We start from the raw sequence: 12,253 nt of genomic DNA on the forward strand, positions 1-12,253 counted from the left end.
TCACGCACGAATGATGAACGGGGCCGAGAGGTCATTGTTGTCCACCACCACACCTGCGCGGCGCTGCGGTTGAGCTTCCGCGAAGTACAGGCGGTTGCCTTCCACGTAGCGTCGGTTGGCTTCGGCTTGCGGATCGGGAGACCCGTAGCCTGGCCCACGCGCCGCCCCGCGTGGCACCGACACCTCAAAATCCACCTGCAAGAACACCGAGTCGTCCCACACGTCCTGCAACTCGGGGCGGTGCAGAAACAGGCCGTCGAGAAGCAGGACGCTGTCTGGACTGGCGGTCTGCTCGGGCAGGTGAAGGGGAGAATCGGTCACATGATCGAAGGTGGCCGTCCTGTAGCGCCCGCTGCCTCCCGGCCCCAGCGGGTCCAGCAGGGCGGAGCGCAGAGCCGCATAGTCGTAGGAGTCGCGGTAGAAGCCTTCCGGGTGAGATCGGCCCCGGCGATAGCGCGCCTCCCGCGGGGCGTGAAAGCCGTCCACGGAGGCGCGAATGACCGTTCGGCCACACTCCCCCAAGGCTGCGCCCAGCTCGTCTGCAAAGGTGGTTTTTCCCGCTCCGTCCACGCCGTCTATCGCCACGCGCAAGACAGGGCGGGCAGGCTGGGCGCCCAACCGTTCCGCCAGCGCGCGCAGCAGCGCGATCCGAACGCTCAAAGCTTCAGGTCACCCTTTTCGGTCACGTTCAGGCCCTGGGCCACCTCGCGGGAAGCGGTCTGCCGCTCGCGGTCCAGGTACTTCTGGGCGTGGCCCACCTCACGGTCGAGCACCTGAATGGTTTCCTTGAAGCGGTCCAGCGCCTGGTTGCGGTAGGTGCTGATGGCGTCCAGCGCCCCATACACCTCGCGGAAGGCCGCCTGAATGACCTGGGGGTCCACCGTGGCGCTGCCGGCCTGGCGCTGAATCTCGGTGGACTGCTGGCGCAGCAGGCTGGCGGTGGACCCGATCATCTTGCCGGTGGTGTCGTTCAGGGCCGTCACTTGGCCCAGCACCGCCTGCTGGGTCCCCAGCGCCTGCGCCACCATAATGGCCGTTCGCAGCGCCGAGACGGTGGTGGTGGTGGCCCGGTCCACGCCCTTGATGAGTTCGAGGTTGTTGCGCCGCACAAGATCCAGCGCGAGGTAACCCTGAATGCTCACGGCGAGCTGGGTGAGCAGGTCCGTTACGCGCTGGCGCACGGCGAACAGCAGTTCCTCGCGGACGATGCGGGCCTTGTCGGGGTCCGAGGACTCCAGTTCGTACAGCCGCTGGGTCAGGGCCTCGTCCACGGCCTTGCCCACGTGTGCGTACTGGCGGATCTTCTGCATCGTCTCCCAGAGGTGGACCTTCTCGGTCTCGATGCTGGCGTTGTCGCGCCGCAGTTCGTCCTGGCCGCGGTACAGGGCCTCCAGAATGGCGTTGAGGTGGCTCTGGGCGCTCTGGTAGCGGTCCATCACATTCTGGGCCTTGCGTCCGCCGGGCAGTTTGCCCAGAAAGCCGCGTACGGTGGGCGTGCGGCTGGGGTCGAGTTCCTCGACGGTGTGGCGCAGGTCCGTCAGACCCCTCAGGATGTTGCTGCCCTCGGCCAGCGCTCCGGCCTTGGTGGCCTTCAGGGGGCGTTCGAGCATCCGGCTGGACACCTGCGCCGCCGCGCGCTGCTCGTGGGTGCCCAGCTCATGCACCGCGTCGAGCTTGCGCTTGAAGGTGGGGGTGTGGGTGCCGTTGTTCAGCACGTCCTCCACAAAGGCGCGCGCCATCGCGTCCAGCCGTACGCGGTCTTCCGGGGTCAGCGGCACCATCTCGGGCGCTTCCTGGCTCTGAACGGTGGGCACAGCCTCGGGGGCCTTAAGCAGCGTATCGGGGGGCGTCAGGGGGCCGGGCTTGTCTGCGCTCATGCTCCACAGTACGCGCTCCGGGGGGAAGAGGTTGCATCCGTCAAAAGGCGGAGGGCCGGTGCGGAGGCCGCACAAAAGCCCCCCGCTGGAATGCGGGGGACTGCGTGGGGAGAACAGGGCAAGGGGGCCGGCTGAGCGCTCCTACTGCGTCAGCCGCACCGTCACCGCTGCTGGGCGAATGCTCACCTTGCGGTCCCAGAAGGCGGCGCGCAGGGTGTAGGTTCCGGCGGGCAGCACGTTGCCGTTCTCGTCCTTGCCGTCCCAGCGCACCCCAAGCACGTCCGTCGTCTCGCCTGGTCCGGCCTGGGTTTCGACAATCTGCTGGGTGCAGATGGTGTTCGTGACGGCGGGACGGACGATCTTGCCGGAAGCGTCCAGCACCTCGAACTTCAGGTCACAGGCCCCGTGTTGCAGCTTGATGTCGGTCTGCCCCGTGTTCGTGAGTTGCAGGGTCCAGGTTGCCGCCTCACCGCCTGCCCTGAGCGTTGTGGGCCCGCGCAGGGTGGCCCGGTGCGCCTGCCCCAGCGTGGGGCCAACGGGCAGGGTGGAGGGGCTGGGCTTCACCGAGGGGGGCGTTGCCGTGGTCGGGGTGGTGGCCGGAGGTTTGGGCGTGGGAGCGGGGGCGGGGCCCGGAGTGCTGGGGCGCGGCGTTGGTACCGAGACGCCGGGCGGCAGGGCGGGGATGTCCCTTACGTCGATGGCCGAGGCGAACAGGCCCCCGGTGAGGGCCAGGGTCAGCAGGAGTCTGGGTGTCATACCTCCCAGCCTCGCGTCCCGCGCCTGACGCTGCATGAGGCGCAGTGGGACCGGGCCGTATACTCCCTTTCATTATGGAGACTGCCCCCGTTCACCCCACCATCAGCGAGGCCGAAGTCCAACACCTCGCGCACCTGGCTCGCCTGCAGCTCACCCCCGAGGAGCGCGAGACGATGCGCGAAGACCTGAGCAGCATCCTGGGGTACTTTCAGCAGCTCAGCGCCGTGGAGACGGGAGGATTGGAGGAAATGCAGCGTCCTGTCGCCCTCGTTAACGTTCTGCGCGACGATCAACCCAGCCAACCCTTCCCCCCTGAAGTGTTGGCTGCCCTCGCGCCCGAGATGCAAGACGGCTTCGTGAAGGTGCCGCGCACGGTGGAGGCCGACTGATGCTCGATTTGAAGTTCATCCGCGAGAACCCGGACGCCGTGCGGCGCGCCATTGAGGTCAAGGGCGTGAGCCTGGACTTGGGCGACTTGCTGCAGATTGACCGCGAACTCGTGGAACTGCGGCAGAAGGTAGAAGCGTTGCAGGCCGAGCGCAACGCCAACGCCAAGCTGGTCCCCAAGGCCACGCCCACCGAGCGGACGGCCCTGATCCAGAAGGGCAAGGACCTTGCCGAGGAGATCAAGGTCCTGGAACCCACCCTGCGCGCCCACGAGGACGCGCTGAAGCAGCTGTTGTTGCGCGTTCCCAATGTTCCGCATCCGGAAGTGCCTGTCGGCAAGGACGACGCCGAGAACGTGGAGCTGCGCCGCGAGGGCCGGCCGCCCGCCTTCGCCTTCACGCCGCTGGACCACGTGGAACTGCTGGAGCGCCAGGGCTGGGCGGACCCCGAGCGGGTGGCGCGGGTGTCGGGCAGCCGCTCGTACCTCCTCAAGGGCGAGGCGGCGCTGCTGGAGATGGCCGTGCAGATGTTCGCGATGGAGTTTCTGACTGCGCGCGGCTTCACGCCCCTGACCACCACCGCCCTCGCCCGCCCCGAAGCCTTCGTGGGCTCAGGCCACTTTCCCGGCGGCGAGGATCAGGTCTACAAGATCGAGGGCGATGAATTGATGCTGGCGGGCACAGCGGAAGTGCCGGTAAACAGCCTCTACGCGGGCGAGCAATTGGCGCTGGACCAGCTGCCCATCACGTATGCCGCCCTCAGCGCCGCCTTCCGCAGCGAGGCCGGCTCGGCAGGCCGGGACGTCCGCGGCCTGATTCGCGTCCACGAGTTCCGCAAGGTGGAGCAGTACGTGCTGTGCCGCGCCGATGAGGGGGAAGCCCTGCGCTGGTTCAGTACCCTGCTGAAAAACGCCGAGGACCTGCTGCGCGCCCTGGAACTGCCCTACCGCGTGGTCCAGAACTGTACGGGCGACATGGGTGCGGGCAAGGTACTCATGTACGACATCGAAACCTGGGTGCCCAGCGAGGGGCTGTACCGCGAGACGCACTCCTGCTCGTACCTGGGCGACTGGCAGGCCCGCCGCACCGGCCTGCGCTACCGCGACGAACACGGCAAGCTGGTGTTTGCCCACACGCTGAACAACACGGGCATCGCCACGCCGCGAATCCTCGTTCCACTGCTTGAAAACCACCAGCAGGCCAACGGCACCGTGCGCGTCCCCGCCGCCCTGCGCCCCTACCTGGGTGGCCGCGAGGTGCTGGGGCGGCCCGTACGGGAGGGCGTGACGGCGTAGGGACAAGCGGCTCACGCAAAGCGGAAATATATGCCGGTGGCCCCCTCTCCTGGGGAGAGCGGCGCAGCGGAGAAGGCCCAGCTCAAGATAGGGGTAAGGGGGCGTACCAACGGCGAAATCCCCAACTGGTGCGCCCCCACAGAAGTCGTCCGGGACGCAGCTACGGCGTGAAAAGCCTTCCAGATGCGCGCTTCTCAGCGTTCGCAGCGGCTGGCATGAACCTCATGGCACCGCTTGCGTCTCCACCCCAAGGCCCCGTCCTCTGGCCCCACCACTGGCGCACCGTGGAGCGGTTGCGGGAGCGGTTTGGTGAGGACGCCCGTTTTTCGGCGCTGATCGTCGGCGGCTCGCTTGCCAAGGAGTACGGGCGGGAGGATTCGGACGTGGACGTGGTGTTTATCGCCACACCTGAGGAAGCGCGGCGACGGGAAGCCGCGCAGGACTTCGGCTATTTCGATCAGGCCGATTGCGACTACGCGGGCGGCCATGTGGACAGTAAGGTGGTGGACCTGGCGTTCCTGCGGGACGGGGCAGCGGGCCGGCGCGGGCGGCCTTCGTCGGCGCGTTTCCCGTCTTCTCGCACCTGACGGAGTTACCCGAACTGCTGGAGCGCGTCGCCGCCTACCCGCAGCAGGAACGGGCGGAGAAGATGCGCGACTTTTACAGTCAGCTCCTGATCATGAACTGGTACATCGGAGAGGGCGAAAAGCGGCAGGACCTGTACCTGCTCCGGCACGTCAGCGCCGAGCTGGCCCTGTACGCTGGCCGGCTCTTTCTGGCGCACAACCGCATCCTCTACCCGTACCACAAGTGGTTGATGCGCCGTTTGCAGGAGGCCTCCGACAAACCCGAGGGGCTGGTGGACGCCATCGGTCAGGTGCTGGCCTCGCCCTCGCGGCAAACGGCCCAGGCGCTGCTGGACTGCGTGAACGCCTTTCAGAACTGGGACATCGCCTTTGGCGACGCCACCCGTTCCTTCCTGCAAAACCGGGAGTGGAACTGGCGGACCTTGCGGACGCCGCTGGAAGACCGTTGGCGCATTGGTCAAAGGGAGGACTTCCTTTTGACCGGGCCCGGCGAGCGAACTTGGATGGGCCTTGGGGAGAATGGCGCCCGGGAAGTGGTGGCCCGGCACCGCAGCGGCGTGCCCCGCCGTGACACCCAGGACGGGCTCCTGCGGCGCGACGGCGCCGTCGCTGGACCTGGCGTCCTGCTGGCCCGGATCGCCGGCGTCCGCATCAGCCGCATCGTGGACGATCTGCGGACCTGGCCTGACGCGGGGAGCAACGCCCTGGTCCCGGACGTGCTGGCCGTCAACCGCTCCCCAGCCACTGGAGCCGAGGCGCAGACTGGAGCCGAGATGGGCCGGGTGCCGGACCTGGGGACTTTGCGGCCGCTGCCTGTCTTGCTGGCCGTGTTCAACCGCCTACAACCCCTCCCCGTCCACCCGCCGCGCCAGTCCGTAAGGAATGAGGTGTGGGCGGCCCGTGTCGGGATCGGTGAGCAGGTGTGCCCGCAGACCGAACACGTCGCGCAGGAGTTCCGGCGTCATCAGCTTGGCCGGGTCTCCCTGGGCGTACACGCGCCCATTCGCCACGGCCACCAGTTCGTCGCTGTAGCGCACAGCCTGGTTGAGGTCGTGCAGGACCATCACCACCGTCTTGCCCTGCTCGCGGTTCAGGCGCTGAACGAGGTGCAGCACCTCCAGCTGGTGGCTGAGGTCCAGGTACGTGGTGGGTTCGTCCAGCAGCAGCACAGGTGTGTCCTGCGCCAGGCTCATGGCGATCCAGGCCCGCTGCCGCTGTCCGCCGCTCAGGGCTTCCAGAGGCCGCGACGCGAAGGCGGTCATGCCGGTCTGCGCCAGGGCCCAGGCCACCCGCTCGCGGTCGTGCCCACCCCGCGCGGCCAGCAGGCCCTGATGTGGGTGGCGGCCAAACCACACCAGCCCTTCCACGGTCAGGCCCTCGGGCGCGGTGGGGCCCTGCGGCAGAATGGCGAGTTTACGCGCCACTTCCCGCGCGGGCAGGCGGTGGAGATCCCCGCCGTCCAGCAGCACCGAACCTCCGCTGGGCGCGAGTAGCCGTGAGAGGGCGCGCAGCAGCGTGCTCTTGCCGCAGCCGTTGGCTCCCACGAGCGTGGTGATGCGCCCCGCCGCCACGCTGAGGTTGAGGTCCTGAAGCGTGGTGTGCGGGCCGTAGCCCAGCGTCAGCGCCCGGGTTTGCAGGGAGGGGTGGGTCATGTCGCCTTTCTTCGGTTGGGGAGACACCTCATCCCGCCTTCGCGCTGCGGCGCAACAGGAACAGGAAGTATGGCGCGCCCAGCAGCGTGGTGATCAGGCCCGCCGGAATCTCCAGCGGGGGCAGGGCGGCGCGGCCCACGGTGTCGGCCAGCAGGACCAGCAGCGCGCCCAGCAGTCCGGCGGTGGGCAGCATGAGGAGGTGCCGGGGCCCTACGAGCAGCCGCGCGAGGTGCGGCGCGACGAGGCCCACGAAACCCAGGATGCCGCAGGCACTCACGGCGGCGGCGGCCAAACCCACGGCGACGGTAAGGGCCACGTACCGGGCCAGGGGCACCCTTACGCCGAGCGCGGTGGCCGAATCCTCGCCCAGAGCCAGCAAATCCAGGCGGTGGGCGAGAAGCAGCGTGGCGGGCAGCCCGGCAGCGGCCCACGGCCACAGCCGTCCGAGCCGGTCCCAGTCGGCTCCGTACACTGTGCCCGTCAGAAAGGTCAGTGCAGCCCCCACCCCGTCAGGCGCACGCACGAGCAGGAGTTGCTGCGCGGCTCCCAGAGCGGCAGCCACCGCGATGCCCAGCAGGGCGAGGCGCACGGGCGGAAGGCGCGCACCGTCCCGTGCGAGCGTCAGCACCGTCAGAAAGGCGAGCCACGCTCCCGCGAACGCGCCCCACGGCAGCGCCCAGGCGGGTGAACCCGGAAAGGCGAGCAGCAGCAAGGTTACCGCCAGCCCCGCGCCCGCCCCCACGCCCACCAGGTCCGGGCTGGCGAGCGGATTGCGCGCCACGCCCTGAAGCAGGGCTCCGCTCACGGCAAACATGGCCCCGCCGAGAAGCGACGCGAGCACGCGCGGCAGCCGCAGCTCCAATACGAGTTGCCGGGTCAGGGCGTCGCCTCCGGTGAGTCCGGCCCACAGTTGGGCGGGCGGTGTGGCGACGGCCCCCAACCCCAGTGCCAGAAAGCCGAGGCCGAGCGCCAGAACCAGCAGGGCGAGGGGCACGGCCAGGGCGGGCCGGGCGCGTTGGGCCGGGAGGTGCGTCATGGGCGGAAAGCGTAGTCTCTCGCCGGTGCCTTGTCCCCCAGCAGCCCGCTCTCGATTGCCTGGGCGAAGATGCGCCGCAGCGCGATGGGCCCGCGAGAACGGGTCCACAGGTCCCGGTCAAACTCGTACACGCGGCCCCGGTTCACGGCATTCAGCCCCCGCCACAGCGGGCTTTGCGCCCACTTGCGCGTCAGGGACACCTCGTTCGCGCCCGTCAGCACCACCAGCGTGCCGGGGTTGAGGGCCACCAGCCCCTCCAGGCCGAGCTCGTACTGCGTGTTGCCGCCCTGCGGCTGGGCGAGGTTCCTGCGGCCCAGTTTGCCCAGCAGGCTGCCAATAAAGGAGTCGGTGGTGTGGACGGTGAAGCTGTCCTCCGTGGCCACGGCCACCACCAGCCCCGGTGCGTTTTTCTTCGTAAAGGCGGTGGCCTTCGCCACCAGTCCCGCCTGCTCGCCGAGCAGTTGCCGCGCCCGCGCCTCCCGCCCCGTCAACTTGCCGATGTCCAGCACCTGCGCCAGCACGTCGTCGTAACTGCCCCGGCGGTTCTGGTACACGGCGGTGGGGGCGATGCGGCCCAAAGCGGGCAAAGCCGCCTTCTGCCCCAGGGCGTCGGCCAGGATCAGATCGGGCTTCAGCGTCAGGATGGTTTCGAGGTTGGGCTGTGCCCGGGAGCCGACGGGCTTGACATCGGTCACGAGCGGCTTCAGGTACGCGGGTGCTCCCCGGTCCCCGCCCTGCGTGGTGAGGGCGGCTCCAGTGGCGGTCAGGCCCAGCGCTTCCAGCGTGTCGAGGTACGAGTATTCCAGCGCAATCACCCGCTTGGCAGGCTGTGGCAGCGTCAGCGGTCCGTTCTCCGTCTGGACGGTGATGGGGGCGGCCTGCGCGGAGAGGCCACCGAGGGTGAGGGTCAGGAGGAGGGAAGAGATAGAGATTTTGTTCATCGAGATTCCTTAAAAAGAGGTGTTTTGCAGGCGGCTGAAAACTGGCGACCCTACGCCCTTTGCCGCCGCGCCAGCGCGATAAAAAACGGTGTCCCCAGCGCGGCGATCAGGATCCCCACAGGCGTCTCGGCGGGTTTGTCGATCAGCCGGGCCGCCACGTCCGCGAACGTCAGCAGTGCCCCGCCCAGCAGCGCGGAAAGCGGCAGCGTGAGGCGGTGGTCTCGCCCCAGCAGTCCACGCGTGAGGTGCGGCACCACGAGGCCGACGTACCCGATGGGGCCTGTGAGAGAGACGGCCGCGGCGGCGAGCAGCACGCCCAGCCCACTGACGAGCAGCGTGTCTCGCCGGGTGTTCACGCCCAGGCCCCGCGCCACGTCCTCACCCAGCGCGAGGACGTTGACCCGCCGGGCGAGCACGAAGGCGGCCATCAGGCCGGCCATGATCCACGGCGCGGCCTGCCCCACCTGCAGCCAGGTACGGCCCGCGACGCTGCCCGCGAGGGCGAAGACCGCTCCCTGCGCGCGTTCCTCCCACAGCAGCTGAATGCCGCGCGTCAGGGCGGCGCACAGGGCCGCAACGGCCACTCCGGCAAGGGCCAGGCGAATGGGCGTCAGCCCCGTGCGGGACGCGAAGGCCAGCGTCAATCCCGCCGCGCCCAGACCACCGGCAAAGGCGAGGGGCACGCCCAGCCCGCTGAACCCCGGCAGGAACACCACCGTGGCAAGCAGCGCGAGGGCGGCGCCCGCCTCCACGCCCAGGATGCCGGGGTCTGCGAGCGGATTGCGCGTGACGCCCTGCAGCAGCGCTCCGCTGACCCCCAGGGCCGCACCGGCCAGCAGCGCCGCCACCGTGCGCGGACCGCGCAGGGTCCAGACCACCAGACTGTCACTGCTGTTCCCGGGATGCAGCAGCAGCGACAGCGCGCGTACCGGGTTGAGATTCAGCGCTCCGAAGGCCAGTGAGGCGAGTCCGGCGAGAAGCAGCAGCGTCAGGCCCACCGCGTACCACAGCAGGGTGGGGCGGGGGCTTTCAGCGGGCAGCGCGGTCATCCGTTCTCCAGGAAGCGAACCGAATACTGGGGAGCGGCACTCGTACCGGGCTTGTGGCTGCTGCCCCGGGTCTGGAGATGGTGGGTGATTTCCACCTCTGCGGTGAGGGTGCCCGGCGTGCCGTCCGGCCCCACGAAATCGAGCTGCACGGTGGCCCGGTCCTCCTCGCGTTGCTGCGTCTGCGCCGCCTTTGGGGTGTCCAGCCACCACCACCCCGAGCGGGCGAACGCCTCCGCCTCCGCCACCTGCGCCAGGGGCTCCAGGGCAGACCAGCCCCGGTAGTGGGGGGCGAGGACGCGGTGATCGCCCTCGCGCCTCATCAGCCTGCCGGTCAATTCTGGGGTCATGTGCGCCCAGGTCCGCCCGGCGGGGAGTTCCTGCACCGTCGGAGCAAAGCGGTGCCCCCCGAAGTGTGAGGTGCGCCATACGCGTTTTCCTTCCGGTGTGCTGCTTAAGGCCGCCTCCAGGGGCACCCCGAACTTGCCGCACGCCGCGTCTACCCGTCCGTGGGTGCAGACGTGCCAGTCGGACCCGCTGGGCGTCTGTGCGCGGCGCTCCTCCAGTTCGGGATGGGGAGTATCCAGCAGCGCCGCCTCCATCAGGGCGAACAGCTCTTCGCCGTGCAGCTGGTAATCGGCGCGGTCATAGCTGGCAAAGGCCCCGTGTGGCCGGGTGTAGACGCGCACCCGGCGCAGCCCGCCTTCCCCCCGTTCCAGGCGTGTAGACGTGAACATCAGCAGGCCGTAGCCCAGTCCCGAGGCGCGAACGTGCTCGCCCAGGCGGCCCATCACCTCACGTTGGCGGGCGCTCCAGCCCGCCGGGTCACGCATCCGGTCCCACTCGCGGGGCGTGGCCTCCAGGGCAAAGCAGGTGTTCCAGCGGTGGGCCGTGCCCTGTGGACGCTCGCCGGGAACGGGCACGCCCTCCGAACACAGGGACAGCCGGGAGACAGGAGCGGGAGCCGTCACAGGGGTGGGCGGGCCATGGAGAAGAGGAGGGGGCGAAGGAGCAGACGGCACGACATCACTTCAGCATCCTGACTAACCTGAGTAAGGAAGTCAAGATTAAGGTGTCCAGTGACGGTGGGAATGCTGTCCTCCCTTCCCACCCCTGCTACCCTCTCTTCATGACGCGGCCTCCCACTTCATCCCGGACCGACAAGGGCGTGCGCGGCCATGAACTGGACCTGCACGTAACTTTTGCCCAGCCCCTGCCGCGTGAGGTGGCCCTCGCCGTTCTGCGCTCCGCCGAGGGATTTACCGTGGACCTCTATGCTCCGCATGCGGCGGCGGGCAGCCCTGTTCCCTCGGCCCGCCTGACCGGTCCTCTGCGCGACGCTGAGACGCTGCGCGCCGTCCTGGGCGGCTGGCTGTCGGGCCAGGTCCGCACGGTGGAGGTGGGCCTGCACGGGTTCCTGCGCTCGTCTACGGGCCAGACCGATTGGATGCCCTGGCGGCGCAATCAGGTTCTGTCGCGTGCTCAGGTTGGCGACGTGCGGTTCGAGGAGGGCGTGAAGTACGTGCTGGAGTGAGGGCGGCTCGCCGTCAAAGGGCCCAGCGGTTTTGGACCTGGGCAGAGCGCAGAACTCTTCAGCACCTGCTGCCTGCGGCGCCGCTTCCAGGTCACGCGCAGAGGGGCAGCACCAGGGCGCGGGCCTTGCTCGCCTCACCGGGGGGACGCAGCACGAGGACTTCGAGGTGAACGTCGGGGCGCAGCAGGTAGGGCAGCCAGGTGACGTGCAGGGTGCTCAGCGCTTCCTGGGCGTGGGCGAGGACGTCCAAGACGCACAGGCCGCGCAGCACGAGGACGGCCCGTTCGCCGCCCCCCGCCACCCACACGTCGGCCGTGCCCAATTGGTCCACCCCCCGGTGATCCCGGTACTCGAACTCGTGCGCCCGCTTCAGTAACTGCATTCCTGTTCACTCCCCCGAATCCTGACCCTGCCCCCCGCCCAGATGGTGGGAGCCCACGGCCAAATTGTCTCTACACTTTCAGAGTACGGGCGCGGCGGGTGGCCTTTGTCCCGACGCTGCATCTGCTTGCTCTGGCCCTGCCTGGGGGTTGCCTCACGGTGTTGCGGGCGGCCGTCCCTAGAATGGCGGCGTGAGCAGCGGCGGCCTCAAGGACATGCTCCTGGAGTATCAGGGCTACGTGCTGGCCTACCGCCTCAGAACGGCAGTGGGAGGCCGCGTGACGCCGCCCGGTTCTCTCCTCGCGCTGCCCGAGTACGCGGCGCGCCGGCTCAGGCGGCAAGACCTCGCTGGCCATTTGATTCGCGAGGGCCTGGCACCGGGACGAATGCGCGACCTCGACGCCCTGACGGACGAACTGATGTTCGGGTTCTGGCTCAATCCGGCCCAGGTGGCCGAGTTCCTGCGCGCGGCGTTGCGTCAGGGGGGGCATCCCGCGCTGGGCAGCCTCGAAGCCTTTGCAGCCCTCCTGACCCCCGCGGAGCGTGCGCGCCTGGGCGAGGTGGGGGTCAGGCAGGTCTGCGTTCACCATCTCACTTGCCTGTCGCTGGCCGCGCCGCTGCTGGACCCCGACGCCCTCGGGCGCGTGTGGGAGCGGGTGGAAGCCACCACACCGCCCCTGTTCGTGGACGAACTCGCCCGGGCAGGGCAGGTCTAGGACCATGGGGGATGCTGCCCCGGATGGGAGAGCAACTGGGCCGAGC

General features: G+C 69.1%; 15 protein-coding genes. 5 read left to right on the forward strand and 10 right to left on the reverse strand.

The window, feature by feature from the left end:
* The 3 genes from B9A95_RS19275 to B9A95_RS19285 all read right to left on the reverse strand — a co-directional run bounded on the left by B9A95_RS19275 (position 1) and on the right by B9A95_RS19285 (position 2,633).
* Positions 1–660, reverse strand: a complete 660-nt coding sequence (locus B9A95_RS19275; protein WP_170928715.1) for a nucleoside/nucleotide kinase family protein — start codon at positions 658–660, stop codon at positions 1–3.
* On the reverse strand, positions 657–1,877 hold the full coding sequence (locus tag B9A95_RS19280) for a toxic anion resistance protein (protein ID WP_084048767.1): 1,221 nt from the start codon (positions 1,875–1,877) through the stop codon (positions 657–659). Before B9A95_RS19280 ends, B9A95_RS19275 begins: the two co-directional genes overlap by 4 nt.
* Positions 1,878–2,018: 141 nt before the next feature.
* Complete coding sequence (locus B9A95_RS19285; protein ID WP_084050842.1) at positions 2,019–2,633, reverse strand: FlgD immunoglobulin-like domain containing protein; 615 nt, start codon at positions 2,631–2,633, stop codon at positions 2,019–2,021.
* A 74-nt stretch (positions 2,634–2,707) separates the two neighbouring features.
* Between B9A95_RS19285 and gatC the strand changes: the two genes are divergently transcribed.
* The 3 genes from gatC to B9A95_RS19300 all read left to right on the forward strand — a co-directional run bounded on the left by gatC (position 2,708) and on the right by B9A95_RS19300 (position 4,901).
* Positions 2,708–3,022, forward strand: a complete 315-nt coding sequence (gene gatC / locus B9A95_RS19290) for an Asp-tRNA(Asn)/Glu-tRNA(Gln) amidotransferase subunit GatC (protein ID WP_084048768.1) — start codon at positions 2,708–2,710, stop codon at positions 3,020–3,022.
* The gene (gene serS / locus B9A95_RS19295; protein ID WP_084048769.1) at positions 3,022–4,314 is read left to right on the forward strand and encodes a serine--tRNA ligase; all 1,293 of its coding nucleotides are present in this window, start codon (positions 3,022–3,024) and stop codon (positions 4,312–4,314) included. Before gatC ends, serS begins: the two co-directional genes overlap by 1 nt.
* 224 nt (positions 4,315–4,538) lie before the next feature.
* Entirely contained in the window at positions 4,539–4,901 is a 363-nt protein-coding gene (locus B9A95_RS19300) for a nucleotidyltransferase domain-containing protein (RefSeq protein WP_139806892.1), read from the forward strand.
* A 5-nt stretch (positions 4,902–4,906) separates the two neighbouring features.
* On the opposite strand, the gene B9A95_RS19305 is transcribed toward B9A95_RS19300, so the two are convergent.
* From B9A95_RS19305 to B9A95_RS19330, 6 genes are all read right to left on the reverse strand, one after another.
* Complete coding sequence (locus B9A95_RS19305) at positions 4,907–5,098, reverse strand: hypothetical protein (protein WP_139806893.1); 192 nt, start codon at positions 5,096–5,098, stop codon at positions 4,907–4,909.
* A 642-nt stretch (positions 5,099–5,740) separates the two neighbouring features.
* Entirely contained in the window at positions 5,741–6,553 is an 813-nt protein-coding gene (locus B9A95_RS19310; protein WP_084048772.1) for an ABC transporter ATP-binding protein, read from the reverse strand.
* A gap of 28 nt (positions 6,554–6,581) precedes the next feature.
* On the reverse strand, positions 6,582–7,589 hold the full coding sequence (locus B9A95_RS19315) for a FecCD family ABC transporter permease (protein ID WP_084048773.1): 1,008 nt from the start codon (positions 7,587–7,589) through the stop codon (positions 6,582–6,584).
* Positions 7,586–8,530 carry an ABC transporter substrate-binding protein gene (locus B9A95_RS19320; RefSeq protein WP_084048774.1) on the reverse strand — a complete coding sequence of 315 codons (945 nt, stop codon included), beginning with the start codon at positions 8,528–8,530 and terminating at the stop codon, positions 7,586–7,588. The genes B9A95_RS19315 and B9A95_RS19320 overlap by 4 nt, the downstream gene beginning before the upstream one ends.
* A 50-nt stretch (positions 8,531–8,580) precedes the next feature.
* Positions 8,581–9,579: a FecCD family ABC transporter permease gene (locus B9A95_RS19325; RefSeq protein ID WP_084048775.1), complete on the reverse strand. Its 999-nt coding sequence runs from the start codon at positions 9,577–9,579 to the stop codon at positions 8,581–8,583.
* A complete protein-coding gene (locus B9A95_RS19330; protein ID WP_170928716.1) occupies positions 9,576–10,499 on the reverse strand; it encodes a sucrase ferredoxin in 924 nt (307 codons plus the stop codon). Before B9A95_RS19330 ends, B9A95_RS19325 begins: the two co-directional genes overlap by 4 nt.
* A gap of 206 nt (positions 10,500–10,705) precedes the next feature.
* Between B9A95_RS19330 and B9A95_RS19335 the strand changes: the two genes are divergently transcribed.
* Positions 10,706–11,110 (forward strand): hypothetical protein, encoded by a 405-nt coding sequence (locus tag B9A95_RS19335; protein ID WP_084048777.1) that lies wholly within the window; start codon positions 10,706–10,708, stop codon positions 11,108–11,110.
* Between the two features lie 91 nt (positions 11,111–11,201).
* Here the strand turns inward: B9A95_RS19335 and B9A95_RS19340 are convergent, their stop codons facing one another.
* Positions 11,202–11,492, reverse strand: a complete 291-nt coding sequence (locus B9A95_RS19340) for a hypothetical protein (protein ID WP_084048778.1) — start codon at positions 11,490–11,492, stop codon at positions 11,202–11,204.
* 190 nt (positions 11,493–11,682) lie between these two features.
* Between B9A95_RS19340 and B9A95_RS19345 the strand changes: the two genes are divergently transcribed.
* Complete coding sequence (locus tag B9A95_RS19345) at positions 11,683–12,207, forward strand: hypothetical protein (RefSeq protein WP_245808386.1); 525 nt, start codon at positions 11,683–11,685, stop codon at positions 12,205–12,207.
* Positions 12,208–12,253 lie beyond the last annotated feature (46 nt).

The sequence above is a fragment of the Deinococcus hopiensis KR-140 genome, assembly GCF_900176165.1.
GTDB classification, from domain to species: Bacteria; Deinococcota; Deinococci; order Deinococcales; family Deinococcaceae; genus Deinococcus; species Deinococcus hopiensis.